This is a genomic window from Microbacterium sp. E-13 (assembly GCF_049912955.1).
Lineage (GTDB): Bacteria > Actinomycetota > Actinomycetes > Actinomycetales > Microbacteriaceae > Microbacterium.
On the sequence record NZ_CP183973.1, the window covers coordinates 3,712,609 to 3,732,416 of the forward strand.

Consider the following 19,808-nt stretch of genomic DNA (forward strand, 5'->3'; position numbering starts at 1 on the left):
CCGAGAACACACGTCGTTCCCGCGCACGACGTGTGGTTTCGGTGAGAGCACATGATCTGCATCTGGGGGCGGATCCTCAGGAACGGTGGGGCGGATGCCTCAGGAACGGGATTTGGCGGATGGTTTCGGTACGGCGCTGGAGCGCCTACTCAACCCGGCGGCCGCGCTGAGCGAAGGCCGTCACGCGCGCCTTCGCCTCTTGGGTGTCGAAGCGCGCGCCGATCGAAGCCGCCTCGTCGCCGAGGTTTTCGGCGAACGACCGGCCGGCGCCGGTGCGGACGAGGCGCTTGGCCTGGCCGAAGGCGACGGTCGCGTTGTCGAGCCAGAAGCGGGCGACGGCCTCGGCGCGCGCGGCGACGTCGCCCGCGGGCACGACCTCCGTCACGAGACCCCAGTCCAGCGCCGTCGCGGCGTCGATCGTGGTGTCCTGCAGCAGCAGCTGGAGCGCGCGGCGCTGCCCGACCGCGGCGGGGAGCAGAGTCGACACGCCGAGGTCCGGCGTGAGGCCGATGTTGGCGTACTTGCTCACGAACCTGGCCTGCTCCGACGCGACAACGTAGTCGGCGGTGAGCATCAGCCCGAGACCGCCACCGGCGACCGCGCCCTGCACCGCGGCCACGATGGGCTTGTCGGATTCGACGAACGCGCGAATGCCGTCGTGGATCGTATGCGCCGCGGCCGTGACATCGGCGCCCGAGGCCCCCGACGTCGCCATCTCGAGCACGTCTCCGCCGGCGCAGAAGGCCGGGCCTGCGGCATCCAAGATGATCGCGCCCACCGAATCGTCGGCGGTGAGCTCGCGAGCCACGTCCCGCCAGCGGCCGCCCATCTCGAAGCCCATCGCGTTGAGGAACGCGGGCCGATTGAAGGTCACGCGGGCGAGGGCGCCCTCGCGCGTGACCAGGATCGAGTCGCTCATCGGTCTCCTCGGTGATGCAGAACAGACGGGGTCACTTGGGTGCCATGCGGATGGCGCCGTCGAGGCGGATGGTCTCGCCGTTGAGGTAGCCGTTGTCGACGATCGATATCACCAGTGCCGCATACTCGTCGGGCCGGCCCAGCCGCTGCGGGAAGGGCACCTGCTGGCCCAGCGAGTCCTGCGCCGCCTGCGGCAGCCCTTTCAGCATCGGCGTCTCCATGATCCCCGGCGCGATCGTGACCACCCGGATCCCGTACCGCGCGAGCTCCCGCGCGATCGGCAGCGTCATCGCATGCACGCCGCCCTTCGACGCCGCGTACGCCGGCTGCCCGATCTGGCCGTCGAACGCCGCCACGCTGGCCGTGCTCACGATCACCCCCCGCTCGCCCCCGGCCGCAGCATCCGTCGTCGCCATGACCGCCGAGGCCTGCGCGATGACGTTGTACGTGCCGATCAGGTTCACCCGCACGATGCGCTCGAAACCCGCCAGCGGCGTCGGGGTGCCGTCGCGGTCCAGCACCTTGGCAGGCGGGGCGATGCCGGCGCAGTTCACGACCACGCGCAGCGGAGCGGATGCTGCCGCCTGCGCGACAGCGGCGGCCACCTGCTCCGGATCGGTCACATCCGCCGGCGCGAACGCCCCGCCCAGCTCGGCGGCGACATCCGCACCCGCCGACGCCGGCAGATCCACGATCGTCACCACCGCGCCCGCGTCGGCCAGACGTCTCGCGGTGGCAAGGCCGAGCCCGCTCGCACCGCCCGTGACGAGGGCGGCGGCACCGGTGAGGTCCATGGATTCTCCTTCGAAGTCCGATCGAGGCGGAACCGCGTCTCAGCATACGCGGGACTGGGTTCCATGCGCGAACCGGTTCGCAGGACCAGGCTAGCCGTCGGCCGAAGCGCTCACGGTCCGATCTTGAGGCCCACGCGCGTGAGGGCGGAGATGCGGTCGACCACCTCCGCCGGCCGGGCCAGCAGCAGGCGCGCCTCGGCGCGGGCGCTCAGGTACTCCACCAGCCGTGTCGTCGCCTGGGCGTCGCCGCGGCGGTACCCCGAGAGGTAGTGCTGGGTCGCGCGCCACTCGAGCCGCTCACCGTCGATGCTGGTGACGGCGACGACGAACGTGGGCGTCTCGTTCGACTCGCCCAGGTCGAGCCCGCCGGCCAGGCCGCCCAGCAGCGAGGCGGCCATGTCGGAGATCGCGGGGTAGGGCCACCAGGTCGCCGGCGGCTTCGCCCTCACGGACTCCACCTGCGACCACGGCACGAAGGCCGACCGCGTCTCACCGACATGCCGCGCGATCCCTTCCGGCGACAGCCGCACATGCCGGGCCGCCGCGTCGCCGATGGCGACCGCGGGCTCGGCGCCCTCGAGGGCCGTGAGGGGTCCTCTCCGGCGGGTGGCGCGCGTGGTCGGCATGCAGCCATCCCACCATGCGTGTGGCGCGGCGTGTGGCCGGGGGGCTTGGATAGGTCCATGGAGATCCGGCTGAAGCGCGTCTACGACGATCCCTCGCCCGAAGACGGATACCGCGTGCTGGTCGACCGGCTGTGGCCCCGCGGGCTGTCGAAGGAGCGCGCCGCGCTGGACCTCTGGGTCAAGGAGGTCGCGCCTTCCCCCGAGCTGCGCAGGGCGTTCCACCACGACGGGATGTCGTGGGACGCCTTCGCCGAGGCGTACCGCTCCGAGCTCGGGGGACCGGCGCGCACCGCCGTCTCATCGCTGCGCGCCGAGCTGGCCGCGCACGCCGTCGTGACGCTCCTGCACGCCGTGCACGACGACGTGCACAACCACGCCCTCATCCTCCGCGACGTCCTCGAGGCCTGACCCGCGGTGTCGATTCCGCTCGAAGCCCTCGACGTACCCGGGCGGGTGCGCGCGCTTGCACGCGGCGCGGCGCTCGTTCCGGTGTGGGTCAACGAGCTCGGCGGCGTGACGTATCGCACCGACGACGGCAGGTTCGTCAAGTTCGGCCCACGAAACGCCGAGTCCTCGTTCGCCGGCGAGGCCGAGCGGCTCCGGTGGGCGGGCGCATACACCCCCGTGCCGCAGGTGCTCGACGCGGGCGGCGATGCGACGCACGAGTGGCTCATCACGATGGCGCTGCGGGGCTCCTCGGCGGTGGATCCGCGTTGGATCACGGATGCCGCCACCGCCGTCCGCGCCGTCGGCGAGGGCCTCCGCGCCCTGCACGAGGCGCTTCCGGTCGCCGGTTGCCGGTTCGACTGGGGCGTGCCCGCGCGCATCGCGAATGCGGCGGGGCGCGGCATCCGTGTTCCCGATGCTCTGCGCGAGCCGCCGCCGGTCGATCAGCTGGTGGTGTGCCACGGCGACGCCTGCTGCCCCAACACGCTCATCGGGGACGACGGCCGGTGGAGCGGCCACGTCGATCTCGGCGCGCTGGGCGTCGCCGACCGCTGGGCCGACATCGCCGTGGCGTCGATGTCGACGGCGTGGAACTATGGCGAGGGATGGGAGGACGCCCTCATCGAGGCGTACGGGATCGCACCCGATCGCGAGCGCCTGTCGTACTACCGGGAGCTGTGGAACGCGACATGACCGAGATCACCGGAACCGTGACGAAGATCGACGGCCATCCCCACCTCGTGATCCTGCGGCGGTTCGGCGCGAGCGCCGACGAGGTGTGGCGATTCCTCACGGAGTCCGACCTGCTCGAGCGCTGGATCGGCCGGTGGGAGGGCGATCCGGCGAGCGGTCACGTCACCTTCTACATGACGGCGGAGGGACAGGATGCGGCGCCCGAGGAGTACACCATCCTCGAATGCGACCGCCCGCGGCGGTTCGCGGGCGACACGTCGCAGGCCGGCGGGGCGTGGCACCTCTGGTTCGAGCTCGCCGAGGACGCGCCGGGCGACACCGTGCTCACCTTCGGTCAGCGGCTCAACCCCGGCGAGGACGTCGGCTCGATCGGTCCGGGCTGGGAGTATCACCTCGACCGGCTCGTGGCGGCCCAGGCCGGAGTCGACGTCGAGGGCGTGAAGTGGGACGACTACTTCCCCGCCCTGCAGCCCCCCTACGAGCGGCTGGTCGCCGCCGACTGAGCCCTCTCTCGCCGCCGGCTGAGCCCCTTGTCGGCAAAGGCCGTCAAAGCGCCGGGCTCAAAGCGGCGATCAAGCCGCTGCGCGGGCCTCGAATCCCGATCGAGCCCGGCGCTTTGACGCACGTTGGCCCGGATCAGGACCACACGAACCGGAACGTCCCCGCAACGACGGCGGCACCGATGGCGATCGTCATGATCACCGCACCGCCGAGAAGCGCCACCGCGTCGCGCGGGTGCAGGCGCGAGGGGCGCGACCACGTTCGCGGGATGGTCGAGCCGAACCCGCGGGCCTCCATCGCCATCGCCAGCTTCGTGCCGCGGCGCACCGCGAACACGAGGAGCACGAACGCCATCGAGAAGAAGCGCCGGATCGCGCCGGTGTCGCCGACCCCGCGCGCCCGGCGGGCGAGCTGCATGCTGCGCCAGTCGTCGAGGAAGAGGCCGAGCGTGCGGGTTCCGGCGAGCACTCCGAGCACGAAGCGCGACGGCAGCTTCGCGACCTGCGCCAGCGCATCGGCGAGCTCGGTCGGATCGGTGCGCCCGAACAGCAGGATCGTCGGCAGCGCCAGCGCCAGCACCCGCAGGCACACCGCGATGGCGAGGGAGATCGAGTCGTCGCTGATCGTGGCGTACCAGAACGACCAGTAGACGGTTCCGCCGGGCTCCGCGTACAGCAGCATGCTGACGCCCGCGACCGGTGCGAAGAGCAGGATGGGCAGCATCCGCTTCAGCACCGTCATGAGGGCGAGGCCCGTGAGCGGGAGGCAGGCGAGCTGCAGCACGATCGCGACCAGCGCGCTCGTGACGTCGATCGAGGCGAAGAGCGGCACCGACAGCAGCAGCGCCAGCACGATCTTCGTCACCGGGTTGACCCCGTCGAGCCACGCCCGCGGACTCGTGCGGGCGGTGTCCGTGCCCAGCGGGTCGTCGAGGCGCACGCCGCCGCTCCGCGCGTGCTGGGCGGGGCCTGCGGCGGTCACGTCGCCACCCCCGCCGGAACGCCCGCGCCGAGGTCGATGCGATGGCCGCCGAGGTGGCGCAGCACGTCGTCGTCGTGGGTGACCGCGACGACCGTCGTGCCCGCCGCGATCTCGGACTGCAGCAGCTGCACGAGCTCGATCCAGCCGCGGCGGTCCTGGCCGAACGTCGGCTCGTCGAGCACGATCACCGGCGGCGCGTCGGCGAGCACCGTCGCCACCGAGAGCCGGCGCTTCTGCCCGCCCGACAGCGTGAAGGGGTTCGCGGCGGCGAGCGGCGCGAGATGCAGCCGCTCGAGCAGCTCGTCGACGATGGCGGCGACGGCGGCCGGGTCGACGCCGCGCGACCGCGGCCCGATGGCCAGCTCGTCGCGCACCGTCTGCGCGAGGAACTGGTGCTCGGGCTCCTGGAAGACGGTGCCGATGCGCGTGAGCAGCTCGCGCGACGTCCAGCGAGACGGCCGCCGCCCCGACCGTCCTGCGAGCTCGGGGGCGGCGACCACCTCGCCCGCCGCCTCGGGGAGAAGCCCCGCGAGGGTCAGCGCGAGGGTCGACTTGCCCGCCCCGTTCGGGCCGGTCACGATGGTGGCCGCCCCGCGGGGCACGCGCACGTCCAGACCGTCGCGCACGAGGGTGCGCCCGTCGCGAGAGATCGAGAGACCGGATGCCGCCACCGCCGCCCGCGCGTCAGGCGCGGCGGGTGCGAGCACCGGTAGGGCGACGGGGTGACCCGGCACCCACACCCCGGCGGCCGCGAGCTCGGCGCCGTGCCTGGCGAACACGTCGCCCGGGCGGCCATCCGCGAGGAGACCGCCGTCGGCGCCCACGACGATCACGCGGTCCATGAGGTCTGCCCACACCGCGGTGCGGTGCTCGATCACCACGAGCGTCGCGCCGGTCTCGGCGAGCACGCGTTCGACGCTCGCCCGCACGTCGCGCACGCCCTCGGGATCGAGGTTCGCGGTGGGCTCGTCGAGCAGCAGCACGCCGGGCCGCATCGCGAGCACCCCGGCGAGCGCGAGGCGCTGCTTCTGCCCGCCCGAGAGAGCCTTGGTCGGCCGGTCGAGCGGCACGTCGAGCCCCGCAGCGGCGAGCGCCTCCGCGACGCGGGACGGAATCTCGGCCGCCGGCACGCCGAGGTTCTCGCACCCGAAGGCGACGTCGTCGCCGACTTTCGCCAGCACCACGCCGGCGTCGGGGTCCTGGAGCACGAGCCCCACGCGGCCGCGGTGCGCCTCCGCCCGCTCGCCGTCGATGAGGAGGGCGCCGGTCTCGTCGCCCTCGTCGGCACCGCCGAGCAGTCCTGCCATGCCGGCGAGGAGCGTCGACTTTCCCGCGCCCGACGCCCCGAGCAGCAGCACGCGCTCGCCCGGCTCGATCGTGAACGAGACGTCGTGCACCGCCGGCGCTCGCCGGCCGGCGTAGCGCCATCCCCAGCCGGCCGCTGTGATGCGGGCCGGGCGGGTGCCGGCCATCGTCAGACCTCGCGGCGCGCTTCGCGTCCGGCCGCGAAGCGGTTGAGGGCGCCCGTGGCGGCGAGCGCGCGCACCGCCAGCCACCCGACGACGCCGGCCAGCAGGGCCCCCGAGACGACGAGTGAGACGAGGTAGATCATGTTGAACTCGAGCGTCTTGAGGATGTTGGGCGAGCTGCCGTAGAAGAGCTCGAAGACCCACGCGCCGACGGCTGCGCCGGCGCCGGCGAGCATGGCGACGGGAAGCGTGAAGCGGCGGTAGAGGAAGATCGCGAAGATCAGCTCCGCCCCCAGTCCCTGCACGAGACCCGACAGCAGCGTCGAGACGCCCCACACGTTGCCGATCAGCATCGACACGATCGCGGCGATCACCTCGACGAGGAGAGCCGCGCCGGGCTTGCGGATGACCAGGCCGCCGATGACGCCGCCGATGAGCCAGATGCCGACGGCGAGTCCGCCGAGACCCGGCGTCAGGCCGTCCATGGCGATGAACCAGGCGTAGCCGACGGTGTTCCAGGCCCAGAAGACGAGGCCGATCGCGACGCCGAGCACTGCGGCGACGACGATGTCGACGACACGCCAGCGCAGGCTGCGCGGGGTGCGCGACGGCGCCTCGATGGGGGTGGATGCGGACGTGGACGCGTGCATGTGAACTCCTCCCTGCGCCGGCATGATCCGGATCAGGTTCGACGGTCGAAGCGTGGATCGCTTCCTCTCAGCCCGGCTCACCGGACTCCCGTGGTCGTGCGACGAGTATATCGCCGCTCCGGCGAGTATTTTGGGCACGTGACTCCTGACGACACCCCTGCGCCCGTGCGCCGCGCGCGTCCGGTGCGTCCCGGTGCCGCGCGCGTTCCCGCTCAGGCGTCCGATGATGCGCCGGATGGCGGCATCCTGACGATCCCTGCCTCTGAAGTCGCCGAGGCCTCGCACCCCGGCAGCAGCACCGTGCCCGACGACGTGCCCGTCCCGCCGTCGACGATCGCAACGGTGCCGCTCAGCGACGCCGCGACGGCGGTCCCGACCGTGCCGCCCTTCGTCCCCCCGCCGGCCGCCGGATCGGCGACGCCGGTCCCCGTTGCGACGGGGACGGCTCCCGTCCCCACCTGGGGTCCCGGCGAGCGCCTCGACCCGGCCGGCTTCGCGGTGGAAGCGGCGGCTCCTGCGGTGACCGTCACGCACGCGGCCCTCGCCTGGGTCGACGAGACCGCGGTCGCGGCTGATCCGGTGCCGGGCGACCTCGCGGCCGCCGCCACCCCGTACGTCACCGTCGACGCCGATCTGCTCTCCGATCTGCCGCACCGCTCGCCCCTGCGGCCCGGAGTCATCGTCCCGGCCCTCGCGATCGCCGGACTGCTCGCCGGCTATTCGGCGACGACTCTGCTGTGGCCGCTGCACGCCGTCGCCCCGACCGTCAGCGCCATCCAGGTGCAGCCGATCGCGGCACCCGCCGCCGCACCGGCCTGGCCCGCCCAGGGCAGCGCGGCCGAGGCCGTCGGCGGCATCGCGGGCACGCTTTCGACGACGCCGGAGCCCGACTCGATCGCGAGCATCACCAAGCTGGTGACGGCGCTCGTCGTGCTCGACGAGCTGCCCCTCGCACCCGGCGAGCAGGGACCGGACTACCGCTTCAACGGCCCCGACAACCTCCGCTACTGGCAGTACCGCGCGGGGGGCGAGTCCGCGCTCGACGTGCCCGTGGGCGGTTCGCTCAGCGAGTACCAGATGCTCGAGGGCATGCTGATCGGATCGGCGAACAACTACGCCGACCGCCTCGCGCAGGGGCTCTGGCCCTCCGACGCGGTCTACGCCTCCGCGGCGAACGAGTGGCTCGCCGCCCACGGCGTGCGCGGCGTCGCCGTGTACGAGCCGACCGGCATGGATCCGCGCAACGCCGCGAGCCCCGAGGCGCTCGTGACGCTCGCGCAGAAGGCACTCGCCCACCCGGTCCTCGCCGAGATCGTCGCGAAGAAGAGTGTCGACCTCCCCGGCGCCGGCCACGTCGAGAACACCAACGGACTGCTCGCCGATGCCGGGGTCGTGGGGCTGAAGACCGGGACGCTGGATGCCTGGAACCTGCTGTCCGCCAAGGACATCACGGTCGGCGACACCCCGGTGCGGCTCTATGCGTCGGTGCTGGGGCAGCCCGACGACGAGAGCCGCCTGGCCGCGTCGCGCGCCATCTACACGCAGCTCGAGCAGGAGCTGCAGCTGAAGCCCTCCGTGACAGGAGGCACCGTCGCCGGCCGGGTCGAGACGCTCTGGGGCGACGAGGTCGACATCGTGACATCGGACGATGCGTCGGTCGTGCTCTGGAACGGCGGCACCGGCGCGGTCAGCCCGGTCTACGACCTGGGCGATCAGCGCGACCGGGGAGACGTCGTCGGCTCGCTCACGGTGACGGGTCCGCTCGACGAGAGGACCGTCGACCTGCAGCTCGCGGACGAGATCACCGATCCCTCGCCGTGGTGGCGCCTGACGCACCCCCTGGACCTGTTCGGCCTCAACGGCTGAGCCCGGGCGGGCCTCGCCGGCGCGGCATCCGTCGACATGACACGATGTCGCCGAACGCACACGATCCCCACACACGCAACGTGTGCACTCGGCGAGAGCACATGAAGCGCGCGCCTAACCTGTGCACGCGGCGAGAACACACGATGTCGCCGAACGCTGAACCGCGGCGCGGCCCCGGGGCGCGGCATCCGTCGACATGACACGATCTCGCCGAACGCACACGACCCCCACGCACGCAACGTGTGCACTGGGCGAGAGCACATGAAGCGCGCGGCGCCACGCGCGAACCCACGACCGGCTAGGCGAAGCGCACGGCCTGCTGCAGGCGCGTGCGGTAGTCGAAGACCTCGTTGCCGCCGATGTCGCGGGCGCCCGTGATGCCGCGGCGCAGCACCGTGGCGAGCGCGCTGCGCGACACGATCGCGACCCGCACGCCCCGGATGCGGCCGAGCTCCTCGATCGGCTCGAGCACGTCCTCGTCGGGCAGCACCACGATCGCACCGCTGAAGCGCACGCCCGCGGCTCGGGAGATCACGCGCATGCGCGCGAGCAGCTCCGCGATCGGCGCGCCGGGCACTCCGTCGCCGGTGAACTCGCCGCGGCGGATGCGTGCGGGTCCGCCGAAGTCCTCCGAGAGCACGCCGTACAGACCGCTCGGTCCGAGCACGATGTGGTCGATCTTGGCGTCGGGGTCGGCATCCCGTCCCGCCGCCGCCACGTCGTGCCACACCGTGTAGCCCATGCCGAGATCGGCCACGATGCGTGCCGTCGCCTCCTCGGCGAGCGCGTCGGCGAGCAGCCGGCGCAGCGTCACCGGCGCCGAGCGCACCAGCGCGGGGTCGTAGGGGTCGTCGAGGGTGACGCCGCGCCCCGCCCATTCGCGGATGAGCGACAGGTAGCGCTCGCGCCGCCAGCCGCCCGGGTGCCCGTACGAGCGGGCGCGCGGCCGCGTGTCGGTGCGGGCCGTCGGCGGACGCCAGCCCGACCACTCCGGCGCGGCCGCCTCGCCGAAGCCGTGCCCGCGGTCGTAGGCCGCCCGCGCGTCGGGCGTGCCGATCAGCTCCCACGCCCGCTGCACCTGGATGAACACCGCGGCATCGCCGCCGGTGTCGGGGTGGGTCTGGCGCAGCCGCAGGCGATACGCCTTGCGCAGCGTCTCCTCGTCGACGCCGGGGTCGACCGAGAGCACCTCGTAGGCCGATGCCGAGAGCGGACTGTCGAACACGTGCCCCTCCCCCGGGTCTGCATGACGGATGCTGCGCGCCGCTGCCCGCGGCGGGACTCAGGTTACGACACCACCCCTGATGCTCGCCTGTCACGAACTGCCGTCGCGCCCGACAGCTCGCGACACGCGACGGGAGGAGGACCGGCTCAGCGCCGCTCGTGGCGTCGCGCGTACGCGGCGGCGGTGCGGCTGGACAGCGCGAGGAGCAGCAGGATGTCGAGGCTCAGCGACACGTACGTCGTGTTCAGCGTGATCTCCTGCCCCTGCGCCCACCAGGCGCCGAAGGAGGTGCTGATCGAGCCGACGGCGATGAGCATGACGAAGACGCGCGCCCAGTTGTAGCCGCGGTAGACGAAGACGGCCAGGAGCAGGTCGATCAGCAGAACGGTCACGCCCGCGGCGATGACGAACCCGAGTGCGGCCTGCGACCCCTCGGGCGACGGGTCGAACCCGTCCAGCACCGTGTCGGGATCGTTGATGATCGCGTCCCACCCCGTGGCGATGCCGATGAGCACGACCACTCCGGCGAGCACGCGGAGGAGGATCAGCCCCGTCCCGGCGATCGTCGAGATCGGTCGCCGCATCGCGGGGTCGTAGTGCGGCGGCCTGAGCAGGCGCCCGGGCGGCTCGTACGCCGGGCGCTTGTGCGGGGCCGGCATCGCGTCGCTCATGCGGCCACCTCCCCCGCACCCTCCACCTGGGCCGCGACGGCGCGCACATCGACGATCGGCAGGTCGCCGTCGGTGCGGATGCTGTCGCCCCCGCCGTTGCGGGCGTGATAGCCGGTGGCGAAATCGGCGATGACATCCACGACGACGCGGGGGTCGGCATCCGTCACGGTCTTGACGATGTGGTCGCGCTCGACGTCGGTGTCGGCGTCGATGCGGTGCGTGACCTGCAGAGTGAACAGCGAGAGCCCGACGCTCGTGTCGAACGTTCCGGCCGCGAGCCAGTCGACGCGGCGGCCGCCGGGAAGCAGCCAGTCGTCGGGGCAGCGCCAGAAGCGCACGTGGTGGCGCTGCGCCGGATTGCCGTCGACCTCCTGCTGATAGGCGAAGTCCTGCTGGCGTCCGAAGAGGAACAGCGGGCTCACCGGCGCCTCGTCATAGCTGCGGCGGGCCAGCGTCGACGTGATGATCCGCCACGACGAGCCCAGGGTCACCGGTTCCGCGCGCGTCCACCCCGCCGCCTCGAGAGCCGCCTGGATCTGCTCGCCCTCGCCGAGGAAGGCGAGGTTCACGGGATCGCCGAGCAGACCGTCGCTCGTCCGCGTGCGACCGATGAAGTAGTCGGGCACGTAGATCGTGGTGAGGATGCGGTGCAGCCGCGGGAGCACGAGGTACGCCAGCAGCACCCAGAACGCGAGGAAGAACGGGATGCCCCACCACCCGACGTGGAAGGTCTCGGTCAGGCTGAGGTACGCGAGCCACAGTGCCGCGGCACCCGCGAAGACGAAGAAGAACCAGTCGACCGCGACGCCGATCGAGTAGCTGCGACTGCGCCTGGCCATGACCCTCCCCCGATCGGCCTCAGTCCCAGAGGGGGACGTCGGGCCGGTGCGCCAGGGCGGTTTCGGCGAGGTCGGGCTTCAGGTCGGCGATCGTCGGCGGCTGCCAGCGCGGAGTGCGATCCTTGTCGATCACCTGGGCGCGGATCCCCTCGGCGAGGTCTGGCTGCGTCGTGGCGAACCACATCACGAGCCCGTACTCCTGCTCGAGGGCGGCGCGCAGGTTCGGCAGCTCGCGGGCGCGGCGCACGGCGGCGAGCGTCACGGCGAGCCCCGTGGGCGACAGCTCGCCGAGCAGCGCGGCGGTGGCGGATGCCTCGGGCTCGGGGCGCGCCCGCAGCCGCTCCACGATCCCGGCCACCGTGCCGGCGGCGAAGGCGTCGTCGATCCACGGGCGCGCGGCGATGAGCTTCGACGGCGGCGGGGTCTCGTCGAACAGCAGCACGAGCTCCGTCGGACTGGACGGGTCCGCCCGCGTCTCGAGCGCGTCCCGGACGGCGTCGAGGTTCTCGTGGGGCACGAAGTGGTCGGCGAAGCCGGCGTAGATCGCGTCCGAGGCATCCATCACCGCTCCGGTCAGCGCGAGGTACTCGCCGAGCCGCCCGGGCGCCCGGGCGAGCAGCCACGTGCCGCCCACGTCCGGCGTGAAGCCGATGCGGGTCTCGGGCATCGCCAGCTGCGAGCGCTCGGTGACGATCCGGATGGCCGCGTGTCCGGCGACGCCGATGCCGCCGCCCATCGTGATGCCGTCGGCGAAGGCGACGAAGGGCTTGGGGTACTCGGCGATCCGGGCGTTCAGCGCGTACTCGTGCCGGAAGAACTGCGCGGACTCGTCGGCCCGGCCGCTCGTGACCCGCTCCGCGAGGCCGCGGATGTCGCCACCGGCGCACAGCCCCCGCTCACCCGCACCGTCGAGCAGCACGATGTCGACCTCGGTGTCGTGCTCCCAGTCGTCGAGAGCCCGGTGCAGAAGATCGATCATGCCGAGGTCCAGAGCGTTGATCGCGCGCGGCCGGTTGAGCGTGAGGCGCCCGAGGCCCCCGCTCGCACCGGCGAGGACGGTCGGCTCGGCGGTCTCGGCGAGGTCGGTCACGTTCGCAACGTTACCGGGCGGGTGAAGTTCTCCCACGCCGGGACCGTATTTCCGCCAGGATGGGACGGAGTTCTTCATCGTGTCCGCAACGAAGCGGCCCCGCCCCCAGCCCCCGCGGGTGTCTGCTCACGACCTAGGAGAGGGTTCGGCATGCCCGCTGGCCATTCGCTGGAGTTCTCCGGTGTCACCAAGCGCTTCGGCGCGGTCACCGCCGTCTCCGGCCTCACCGCTCGCGTCGAGCCCGGCATGGTCACCGGATTCCTCGGCCCGAACGGCGCCGGCAAGACCACGACGCTGCGCATCCTGCTCGGACTCGTCCGCCCCACCGACGGCCACGCCACCATCGGCGGACGCCGATACGCCGAGCTCGACGACCCCCTGCGCACCGTCGGCGCGGTGCTCGAGGCATCCAGCTTCCATCCCGGCCGCACGGGCGCGGGGCACCTCGCGATCTACGCACAGGCCGCGGGCATCCCCCGCTCGCGTGTGAGCGAGGTCCTCGAACTGGTGGGGCTGGCGGATGCTGCCGACCGCAAGGTCGGCGGCTACTCGCTGGGCATGCGGCAGCGGCTCGGCCTCGCGTACGCGCTGCTGGGCGACCCGGGCGTGCTCGTGCTCGACGAGCCGGCGAACGGCCTCGACCCGGAGGGGATCCGGTGGATGCGCGGCTTCCTCCGGAGCCTCGCAGCCGAGGGGCGAACCGTGCTGGTGTCGTCGCACCTCCTCGCCGAGGTGCAGCAGACTGTCGACGCGTTGCTGATCATCTCGCGCGGACGCCTCGTGTTCCAGGGCGGGGTCGACGAGCTCGCCGATTCGGACGAGTACGCCACCGTGGTGGACGCCCCCGACCGTGCCGCGCTCGCCGCGGCGCTCGAGCAGGCCGACGTGCCCTTCGAGGTGCTGCGATCGGGACTCACCGTGCGCGGCGTCGACCCCGCCGCGGTGGGCGCGGCGGCCGCCGCTGCCGGGGTCGCGCTGTCGTCGCTGCACCGCCGCGGACCGGCGCTCGAAGAGATCTTCCTCGACCTCGTCAACGGCGCGCGCGTGCACCCGAGCGCCGACGGTGCCGCACCGGTGCAGCCCGAGCCCGAGCCGGATCCGGTCGCCGCCGAGTCCGAACCGGAGACGACATCGGAACCCGAGCCCGAAGGCGAGCCCGAAGTCGAGCCGGAGCCGGAGTTTGTGCCCGCAGTCGCGGAGCCCGCCGACCGCGAGCCCGAGCCGGAGCCCGACGGCGAAGGTGAGCCGTCGGTGTCCGAGGCGGCCGCCGAGTCCCCTCCGCCCCTCGACCCGTGGGCTCCCGAGGACGCCGATCCCGACGTCGAGGCGATCGGCGCGATCGACGAGGAGCTCTTGGCGCCCGAACCACCCGACGCCGACGACCGCCCATGGGAGAGCTCCGCCAAGACGGATGCCGACCTCGAGGCCGACGCCTTCTTCGCCTCGTTCGACCACACCGAGGCGGCCGAGGGCCCGGAGCCGGCCGCGGGCGACCCGGTGCGCGATGCCGCCGAACTTGGCGTACCGGCGGGGGACGCCGCATCCGTCCCCCCGTCACCCGGTGAGACGGACGCCGCGCCCGGCTCCGGCCATCACGAAGGGGGCGACCGATGAGCCTCACCGCGGCGACGCGCGCCGAGACGACGAAGCTGTTCTCCACGAGCATCTGGTGGATCCTCGCGATCGTGCTCTTCGTGTACGTCGCGTTCACGGCGGCCGCCCTGGGCTTCGTCTACGCGGCGGCCGCAACGGGATCGCTGCCCGGCAACGCCCCGCAGATCCCCGAGGACGGCCTCGCCGAGGTCCTGTACAGCACGGCGACCAGCGTCGGCTACGTCTTCCCGCTGCTGGTGGGCACGCTGATGGTCACGGCCGAGTTCCGCCACAAGACACTGACCCCCACGTTCCTCGCGACGCCGCGCCGCGGCCGCGTGCTCGCGGCGAAACTGGCCGTCGGCGCGCTCATCGGACTGGTGCTGGGCGTGATCGGCATCGTCGCGGCCGTCGGCACATCGGCGGCCTTCCTCGCCGGCTTCGATCTCGAGACCGGCATCGCGTCACCCGACACGTGGGCCATGCTCGGACGGATGCTGCTCGCCTACGTTCTGTGGACCCTCATCGGCGTCGGCGTCGGGGCGCTGGTGCGCAACCAGGTGGGCGCGATCGTCGGGGTGCTCGTGTTCACCCAGTTCGTCGAGCCGATCGGCCGCACCGCGGCCGCCTTCGTAGACGGCCTGTCGGATGCCACCCGATTTCTCCCGGGAGCCGCGAGCGACGCGCTCGTGGGGGCGAGCGTGCTCGCGGCGAGTGTTCCCGGGGGCTCGTCGGAGTCGCTCGAGTGGTGGGCCGGCGGCCTCGTGCTGCTCGGCTACGCCGTCGTCTTCGTCGTGCTCGGCCACCTGGTGAGCTGGCGGCGCGACGTGAGCTGAACCGCTGCCCGCTGGGGCCGTGGGGCTGTCGTCAGACGGCGGGAGCCGGCGCCGGGCGCCCGCGCTTGCGCGTCTTCTTCCCGGGCACGACCGGGATGGTGCCGGTCTCGGCCGCGATGTCGACGACGTCGACGGCTTCCTCGGCGCCCTCCACGCGCAGCGCCTGCACCAGCGCGAGGCCGTGCCGGGTGGTCAGGATGATCCGCTGGAACTCGGGGTGCCCGTCGAGGTCGATCACGACGCTGGGGCGGTGACGGCGGATGATGGCGAAGTCGTCGCCGCCCGCCGAGCGCCAGGTGCCCATGGCGACCATGCCGCGCACGTGCGTGCCGGGGCTCGGGATGCCGCGCAGCCACGTCCACGCGTCGTCGGTCAGCTGCACCTTGGAGATGGCGGTGCGCTCGATGACCACATTCCCCTTGCGGAATGACAGGGCGCGCTCCGACACCGACAGCACGACCTCGAGCTGCGTCGAATCGAGCAGCAGTGTCACCATGTGCCTAGTCTGCCAGCGGTGCCCCCGCGTGCCGGGCTCATTTGCTTACGGGAGGGCAACGATCCGCGCGCCCTCGCGCTCAGATGCAGTGCGAGACTGGACCTGTGACCGTCGTGCCCCCCTCCGTCACCGAGCGCGCCTCCGCCTCCGCCTCCGCCGCCGTCGACGCGGCGCTCGCGCGCGCCGCCGCGGGCGAGCGCCTGAACGCGGCCGAGGCGGAGGCGCTCCTCACCGCGACCGGCGCGCAGTGGGAACGCCTGCTCGAACTCGCCTCGGAGCTGCGCGATGCCGGGCTCGCGGCATCCGGTCGTCCCGGCGTCATCACGTACTCGCGCAAGGTGTTCGTGCCGCTCACGACCCTGTGCCGGGACCGCTGCCACTACTGCGTGTTCGTCGACACCCCCGGCCAGCTGCTGAAGAAGCAGAAACCGGTGTACATGTCGCCCGAGCAGGTGCTCGCGGTCGTGCGGCAGGGGCAGGCGATGGGCTGCAAAGAGGTGCTGCTCACGCTCGGCGACCGGCCGGAGGACCGCTGGCCCGAGGCGCGAGCCTGGCTCAACCAGCACGGATTCGGCTCGACGATCGAGTACGTCGCGCACATCGCGCGCCTCGTGACGGCCGAGACCGGGTTGCTCGCGCACGCCAACCCGGGCGTCATGAGCGCCGATGAGCTCCGGATGCTGCGGCCCGTCGCGCCATCGATGGGCATGATGCTCGAGACCACCTCCCGACGGCTGTTCGAGGAGCCCGGGCAGGTGCATTTCGGCTCGCCCGACAAGGACCCCGCGGTGCGACTCGCGGTGATCGAGGCGGCCGGGCGCGAGCGGGTGCCGTTCACGACCGGCATCCTCGTGGGGATCGGCGAGACCGCGCGCGACCGCGCCGAGTCGCTGATCGCGATCCGCGACGCCCACGAGGCCCACCGGGTCGACGGGCCCCCGGCCGGGCACCGACAGGGCCACGTGCAGGAGGTGATCGTGCAGAACTTCCGGGCGAAGCCGCGCACCGCGATGCAGGGCGCGCCCGACGCGTCGGTTCTCGAGTACGTCGCCGCGGTCGCCGTGGCGCGCCTCGTGATGGGTTCCCGCATACGGATCCAGGTTCCGCCGAACCTCTCGGACTCCGCCGAGTTCGGCCTTCTCGTACGCGCGGGCGCCGACGACTGGGGCGGCGTGTCGCCGCTGACCGCCGATCATGTGAACCCCGAGCGTCCGTGGCCGCACCTCGACGACCTCGCGCGCATGACCGCGGAGCTCGGGTACGAGCTGCGCGAGCGCCTGACCGCCCAGCCGGAGTTCGTGCTCGACCCCCTGACGTGGATCGACCCGGCCCTGCGGCCCGCGGTCGCCGCCCTCGCGGACCCCGCGACCGGCCTCGCGCTCGCGGCCCCCTCCCCCTCCCCCTCTGTTCGTTCGTCACAGATGCACGCCTCTGACCACGAATCGCGTACATACGTGGCGAACGAACTCATCGGCGCCGGGGACATCCGCCGCCTCGCCGAGACGGCGGCGGCAGACCCGCTCGCGCTCGACGACGCGGAGTGGGTGCGCCTGCTCGAGGCGACGGGCGACGACCTCGACGCGCTCACGGCGACGGCCGACGACGTGCGGCGCTATACGGTGGGCGAAGCGGTCACCCTCGTGGTCAACCGCAACCTCACGTCCTCGGGTCTCCGCGCCGTCGCGACCGACGATCCGGCGACCTTCACGCTCGACCATGTCGGGGCGATCGCTGCCGACGCGTGGGACCTCGGCGCCACGGAGCTCTGCGTGCAGGGGCTGCTCCCCGACACCGAAGACGCCGAGGGGTATCTCGCCATCGCACGAGCGGTGAAGGAGGGTGCCCCGGGCATCCACCTGCACGCCTACCGCCCGCAGGACGTCCGCGACCTCGCCGACCGCTCGGGCCTCGGCCTCGCCGGCGCCCTCGCCGCGATGCGGGAAGCCGGCGTCGACACGGTCCCCGGCACGGGCGTCAAGGTGCTGAGCGAGCGCGTCCGCAGGGTGGTCGCGCCCGGCGACCTCGAGATCGACCGCTGGATCGAGGGGATCACGGCCGCGCACCGCGCCGGCTTCCGGTCGACGAGCGTGATCTTCTACGGCCACGTCGAGACGGCCGCCGAGCGCATCGCGCACCTGCGACGGCTGCGCGAGATCCAGGACGGGCGGTTCGGATCGCGCAGCCGGTCGGCATCCGGCGCCACGACCGGCAGATTGGGCGATTCGAACGGACCGGGAGGAGGCTTCTCCGAGTTCGTGCCCATCCCGCTGCCCGGCCCGGCCGGTGGCGTCCCGCTCGTCCCCGGTCGCGCGCCCATCGACGAGCATCGCGCGATGGTCGCGGTGTCGCGCCTGCTGCTGTCGGGCAGCATCCCGCACATCCAGATCCCGTGGACGCGCGTCGGGCGCGAGGCATCCCTCGTCCTTCTGCGATCGGGCGGCGACGACCTCGGCGGCACCCTCCTCGACGGCCGGGTGAAGCCGGAGGCGGGCATCGAGCACGGCCTCGAACTGCCGGCGACGGATGCGGCCGCCATGGTGGCGCGCCTGTTCCGCCCCTTCCGCCTGCGCACCACCACCTACGGCCAGGCGCCCCGATGATCCGCGTCGAGGTCGCCATCGTGGGCGCGGGGTTCGCCGGCATCGGCACCGCATCCGCGCTGCGGCGCGCGGGCCGCGAGGACTTCGTCGTGCTCGAGCGCGCGGCATCCGTCGGCGGAACGTGGCGCGACAACACCTACCCCGGCGTCGCCTGCGACGTGCCGTCGCACCTCTACGGCTTCGCCGCGCATCCGAACCCGTCGTGGTCGGGCACGTACGCGAAGGGCGCGGAGATCCGCGCCTACCTCGAGCGGGTCGTCGACCTCGAGGGCGTCCGCGACCGGATCCGGCTGAGCACCGCGATGCAGCGAGCGCAGTGGGATGCCGGCAATGGCTTCTGGCGCATCACCACCGGCGCGGCGGGCGGACGGCCCGGGACGCCCGAGCGCGATGTCGGACGGGAGGCCGACGAGATCGTCGCCGACGCGCTCGTGCTCGCGTGCGGGCGGCTCACCGAGCCGTCGATCCCCCGGATCGCCGGACTCGAGACCTTCCCGGGACCGCTGTTCCACTCGGCCCGGTGGGACCACTCCGCCGACCTCGCCGGGGCGCGCGTCGGCATCGTGGGCACCGGCGCGAGCGCGATCCAGATCGTGCCGGAACTTGCGCGCACCGCCGCCCATGTCACGCTCTTCCAGCGGACGCCGGCGTGGATCGTTCCGCGGGGCGGCGACTCGTACTCCGATGCGGATCGTGCCCGGTTCTCCGCCAGCCCCCAGGCGCTCGAGGCGCTGCGCGCCGATCTCTACGCCGAGGGCGAGGCCCGCTTCGCGTCGCGGTCGGGCGACTCCGCCGCGGCGGCGGAGGCCGAGGCCGTGGCGCGCGCGCACCTCGAACGCCAGGTGGCAGATCCGGCGCTGCGCGCCGCCCTCACCCCCGGTTACGCGTTCGGCTGCAAGCGCGTGCTGCTGTCCGACGAGTTCTACCCGGCAGTGGCGTCCGACGCGGTCTCGCTGGTCACCGAGGCGCTCGCGGCCGTGGAGGGATCGACGCTCGTCGCGACCGACGGCTCGCGCCACGACGTCGACGCGCTCGTACTCGCGACGGGATTCGCCTCGACCCGCCAGCCGTATGCCGAACTGGTCTCCGGCGAGCACGGCCGGACACTGTCCGAGCACTGGTCGGGGGGAATGACGGCGTTCGCCTCGACGGTCGTCGCGGGCTTCCCGAACCTCTTCGTCCTCAACGGCCCGAACGCGTCGCTCGGGCACTCGTCCTCGGTGCTCATGATCGAGGAGCAATCGGCGTACGTCACGCGCGTCCTCGCCGGGCGCGCGGGGCGCGTGCTGCGCGTCGCCCCCGAGGCCGAACGGGAGTACACCGACGAGATCGCGCGGGCGGCGGCATCCACCCGCTGGATGACCGGCGGATGCCGCAACTGGTACGTCGACGACCGCTCGGGCCGGCTCACGCTGCTGTGGCCGGGAACCGTCGACGCCTTCCGCGACCGCCTCGCCCGGGCCGACGGCTCCGAGTTCCTGCCCGAACCTGCACCCGTTCACCGCTGAGAGGA

At 72.8% G+C, this 19,808-nt stretch carries 19 protein-coding genes and 1 riboswitch; of the genes, 8 read left to right on the forward strand and 11 right to left on the reverse strand.

Annotated elements, in window-relative coordinates:
- Positions 1-145: 145 nt before the first annotated feature.
- The 3 genes from ACN9MP_RS17230 to ACN9MP_RS17240 all read right to left on the reverse strand — a co-directional run bounded on the left by ACN9MP_RS17230 (position 146) and on the right by ACN9MP_RS17240 (position 2,338).
- Complete coding sequence (locus ACN9MP_RS17230) at positions 146-919, reverse strand: enoyl-CoA hydratase/isomerase family protein (protein WP_426322210.1); 774 nt, start codon at positions 917-919, stop codon at positions 146-148.
- 31 nt (positions 920-950) lie between these two features.
- Positions 951-1,712, reverse strand: coding sequence for an SDR family NAD(P)-dependent oxidoreductase (locus ACN9MP_RS17235; RefSeq protein ID WP_426322212.1), 762 nt, complete (start codon positions 1,710-1,712; stop codon positions 951-953).
- A gap of 110 nt (positions 1,713-1,822) precedes the next feature.
- On the reverse strand, positions 1,823-2,338 hold the full coding sequence (locus tag ACN9MP_RS17240; RefSeq protein ID WP_426322214.1) for a hypothetical protein: 516 nt from the start codon (positions 2,336-2,338) through the stop codon (positions 1,823-1,825).
- Between the two features lie 57 nt (positions 2,339-2,395).
- Between ACN9MP_RS17240 and ACN9MP_RS17245 the strand changes: the two genes are divergently transcribed.
- Genes ACN9MP_RS17245 through ACN9MP_RS17255 form a run of 3 tightly spaced genes read left to right on the forward strand, consistent with a single transcriptional unit; the run spans position 2,396 to position 3,981 of the window.
- The gene (locus ACN9MP_RS17245; protein ID WP_426322216.1) at positions 2,396-2,746 is read left to right on the forward strand and encodes a DUF488 domain-containing protein; all 351 of its coding nucleotides are present in this window, start codon (positions 2,396-2,398) and stop codon (positions 2,744-2,746) included.
- A 6-nt stretch (positions 2,747-2,752) separates the two neighbouring features.
- Positions 2,753-3,478, forward strand: a complete 726-nt coding sequence (locus tag ACN9MP_RS17250; RefSeq protein WP_426322218.1) for a phosphotransferase — start codon at positions 2,753-2,755, stop codon at positions 3,476-3,478.
- Positions 3,475-3,981 (forward strand): SRPBCC domain-containing protein, encoded by a 507-nt coding sequence (locus tag ACN9MP_RS17255; protein ID WP_426322220.1) that lies wholly within the window; start codon positions 3,475-3,477, stop codon positions 3,979-3,981. The genes ACN9MP_RS17250 and ACN9MP_RS17255 overlap by 4 nt, the downstream gene beginning before the upstream one ends.
- 133 nt (positions 3,982-4,114) lie before the next feature.
- Here the strand turns inward: ACN9MP_RS17255 and ACN9MP_RS17260 are convergent, their stop codons facing one another.
- The 3 genes from ACN9MP_RS17260 to ACN9MP_RS17270 all read right to left on the reverse strand — a co-directional run bounded on the left by ACN9MP_RS17260 (position 4,115) and on the right by ACN9MP_RS17270 (position 7,079).
- The gene (locus tag ACN9MP_RS17260; RefSeq protein WP_426326098.1) at positions 4,115-4,900 is read right to left on the reverse strand and encodes an energy-coupling factor transporter transmembrane component T family protein; all 786 of its coding nucleotides are present in this window, start codon (positions 4,898-4,900) and stop codon (positions 4,115-4,117) included.
- Positions 4,901-4,956: 56 nt separating this feature from the next.
- Entirely contained in the window at positions 4,957-6,432 is a 1,476-nt protein-coding gene (locus ACN9MP_RS17265) for an ABC transporter ATP-binding protein (protein ID WP_426322221.1), read from the reverse strand.
- Positions 6,433-6,434: 2 nt separating this feature from the next.
- Positions 6,435-7,079: an ECF transporter S component gene (locus ACN9MP_RS17270; RefSeq protein WP_426322223.1), complete on the reverse strand. Its 645-nt coding sequence runs from the start codon at positions 7,077-7,079 to the stop codon at positions 6,435-6,437.
- Positions 7,072-7,181, reverse strand: a riboswitch (TPP riboswitch). It overlaps the preceding gene by 8 nt.
- Positions 7,182-7,217: 36 nt before the next feature.
- Here ACN9MP_RS17270 and ACN9MP_RS17275 point away from each other — a divergent pair.
- A complete protein-coding gene (locus ACN9MP_RS17275) occupies positions 7,218-8,945 on the forward strand; it encodes a D-alanyl-D-alanine carboxypeptidase (RefSeq protein ID WP_426322225.1) in 1,728 nt (575 codons plus the stop codon).
- Between the two features lie 298 nt (positions 8,946-9,243).
- On the opposite strand, the gene ACN9MP_RS17280 is transcribed toward ACN9MP_RS17275, so the two are convergent.
- The 4 genes from ACN9MP_RS17280 to ACN9MP_RS17295 form a co-directional block, all read right to left on the reverse strand.
- The gene (locus ACN9MP_RS17280) at positions 9,244-10,170 is read right to left on the reverse strand and encodes a J domain-containing protein (protein ID WP_426322227.1); all 927 of its coding nucleotides are present in this window, start codon (positions 10,168-10,170) and stop codon (positions 9,244-9,246) included.
- Between the two features lie 146 nt (positions 10,171-10,316).
- Positions 10,317-10,841, reverse strand: a complete 525-nt coding sequence (locus ACN9MP_RS17285) for a hypothetical protein (RefSeq protein ID WP_426322229.1) — start codon at positions 10,839-10,841, stop codon at positions 10,317-10,319.
- Positions 10,838-11,680, reverse strand: coding sequence for an LssY C-terminal domain-containing protein (locus tag ACN9MP_RS17290; RefSeq protein WP_426322231.1), 843 nt, complete (start codon positions 11,678-11,680; stop codon positions 10,838-10,840). The genes ACN9MP_RS17285 and ACN9MP_RS17290 overlap by 4 nt, the downstream gene beginning before the upstream one ends.
- Before the next feature lie 19 nt (positions 11,681-11,699).
- Entirely contained in the window at positions 11,700-12,770 is a 1,071-nt protein-coding gene (locus ACN9MP_RS17295) for an enoyl-CoA hydratase/isomerase family protein (RefSeq protein ID WP_426322232.1), read from the reverse strand.
- A gap of 150 nt (positions 12,771-12,920) precedes the next feature.
- Between ACN9MP_RS17295 and ACN9MP_RS17300 the strand changes: the two genes are divergently transcribed.
- Together ACN9MP_RS17300 and ACN9MP_RS17305 are read left to right on the forward strand one after the other, a co-directional pair.
- A complete protein-coding gene (locus ACN9MP_RS17300; RefSeq protein WP_426322234.1) occupies positions 12,921-14,384 on the forward strand; it encodes an ATP-binding cassette domain-containing protein in 1,464 nt (487 codons plus the stop codon).
- Complete coding sequence (locus tag ACN9MP_RS17305) at positions 14,381-15,199, forward strand: ABC transporter permease (protein ID WP_426322236.1); 819 nt, start codon at positions 14,381-14,383, stop codon at positions 15,197-15,199. Before ACN9MP_RS17300 ends, ACN9MP_RS17305 begins: the two co-directional genes overlap by 4 nt.
- 31 nt (positions 15,200-15,230) lie before the next feature.
- On the opposite strand, the gene ACN9MP_RS17310 is transcribed toward ACN9MP_RS17305, so the two are convergent.
- Positions 15,231-15,695 carry a hypothetical protein gene (locus ACN9MP_RS17310; RefSeq protein WP_426322238.1) on the reverse strand — a complete coding sequence of 155 codons (465 nt, stop codon included), beginning with the start codon at positions 15,693-15,695 and terminating at the stop codon, positions 15,231-15,233.
- An 83-nt stretch (positions 15,696-15,778) separates the two neighbouring features.
- Here ACN9MP_RS17310 and cofG point away from each other — a divergent pair, with 83 nt between their 5' ends.
- Both cofG and ACN9MP_RS17320 read left to right on the forward strand, forming a co-directional pair.
- On the forward strand, positions 15,779-18,295 hold the full coding sequence (gene cofG, locus ACN9MP_RS17315; RefSeq protein WP_426322240.1) for a 7,8-didemethyl-8-hydroxy-5-deazariboflavin synthase CofG: 2,517 nt from the start codon (positions 15,779-15,781) through the stop codon (positions 18,293-18,295).
- Positions 18,292-19,803 carry a flavin-containing monooxygenase gene (locus ACN9MP_RS17320; protein ID WP_426322242.1) on the forward strand — a complete coding sequence of 504 codons (1,512 nt, stop codon included), beginning with the start codon at positions 18,292-18,294 and terminating at the stop codon, positions 19,801-19,803. The genes cofG and ACN9MP_RS17320 overlap by 4 nt, the downstream gene beginning before the upstream one ends.
- Positions 19,804-19,808 lie beyond the last annotated feature (5 nt).

What these genes read in the sequence shown, in the direction of transcription:
- ACN9MP_RS17230 (WP_426322210.1), bottom strand. Translation starts at nt 919, where the DNA reads ATGAGCGACTCGATCCTGGTCACGCGCGAGGGCGCCCTCGCCCGCGTG.
- ACN9MP_RS17235 (WP_426322212.1), bottom strand. Translation starts at nt 1,712, where the DNA reads ATGGACCTCACCGGTGCCGCCGCCCTCGTCACGGGCGGTGCGAGCGGG.
- ACN9MP_RS17240 (WP_426322214.1), bottom strand. Translation starts at nt 2,338, where the DNA reads ATGCCGACCACGCGCGCCACCCGCCGGAGAGGACCCCTCACGGCCCTC.
- ACN9MP_RS17245 (WP_426322216.1), top strand. Translation starts at nt 2,396, where the DNA reads ATGGAGATCCGGCTGAAGCGCGTCTACGACGATCCCTCGCCCGAAGAC.
- ACN9MP_RS17255 (WP_426322220.1), top strand. Translation starts at nt 3,475, where the DNA reads ATGACCGAGATCACCGGAACCGTGACGAAGATCGACGGCCATCCCCAC.
- ACN9MP_RS17265 (WP_426322221.1), bottom strand. Translation starts at nt 6,432, where the DNA reads ATGGCCGGCACCCGCCCGGCCCGCATCACAGCGGCCGGCTGGGGATGG.
- ACN9MP_RS17270 (WP_426322223.1), bottom strand. Translation starts at nt 7,079, where the DNA reads ATGCACGCGTCCACGTCCGCATCCACCCCCATCGAGGCGCCGTCGCGC.
- ACN9MP_RS17285 (WP_426322229.1), bottom strand. Translation starts at nt 10,841, where the DNA reads ATGAGCGACGCGATGCCGGCCCCGCACAAGCGCCCGGCGTACGAGCCG.
- ACN9MP_RS17290 (WP_426322231.1), bottom strand. Translation starts at nt 11,680, where the DNA reads ATGGCCAGGCGCAGTCGCAGCTACTCGATCGGCGTCGCGGTCGACTGG.
- ACN9MP_RS17300 (WP_426322234.1), top strand. Translation starts at nt 12,921, where the DNA reads ATGCCCGCTGGCCATTCGCTGGAGTTCTCCGGTGTCACCAAGCGCTTC.
- ACN9MP_RS17305 (WP_426322236.1), top strand. Translation starts at nt 14,381, where the DNA reads ATGAGCCTCACCGCGGCGACGCGCGCCGAGACGACGAAGCTGTTCTCC.
- ACN9MP_RS17310 (WP_426322238.1), bottom strand. Translation starts at nt 15,695, where the DNA reads ATGGTGACACTGCTGCTCGATTCGACGCAGCTCGAGGTCGTGCTGTCG.
- cofG (WP_426322240.1), top strand. Translation starts at nt 15,779, where the DNA reads ATGCAGTGCGAGACTGGACCTGTGACCGTCGTGCCCCCCTCCGTCACC.
- ACN9MP_RS17320 (WP_426322242.1), top strand. Translation starts at nt 18,292, where the DNA reads ATGATCCGCGTCGAGGTCGCCATCGTGGGCGCGGGGTTCGCCGGCATC.